This is a genomic window from Salinimicrobium oceani (genome assembly GCF_012037645.1).
Window position 1 is genome coordinate 1 of record NZ_JAAVJR010001621.1, and the last position, 286, is coordinate 286.

Annotated in this window: 1 protein-coding gene; it reads right to left on the reverse strand. The window is 46.5% G+C overall.

The features are described 5' to 3' along the window. On the reverse strand, positions 1 to 286 hold a 286-nt coding region (locus HC175_RS23345; protein ID WP_369074376.1), incomplete at both ends, for an epoxyqueuosine reductase.

The following is a 286-nucleotide window of genomic DNA, read 5'->3' on the forward strand; positions in this document are numbered from 1 at the left end:
TGCGTGGGGCAGGCGTCAATACAGGCGGTACAACTGCCGCAGTGATCTGTCACAGGAGTATCATAATCCAATTCGAGATCAACAATAAGCTCGGCTATAAAAAAGAAAGAGCCGGTCTTTTTTGAAAGCAGGTTGCTGTTTTTACCTATCCAACCCAAGCCGCTTTTCGCAGCCCAGGCCTTGTCCAAAACAGGTGCCGAATCAACAAAGGCACGACCATCTACCTCGCCTATCTCCTGTTGAATAAACTGCAGCAGCTGTTTCAGTTTGTCTTTTATCACAAAAT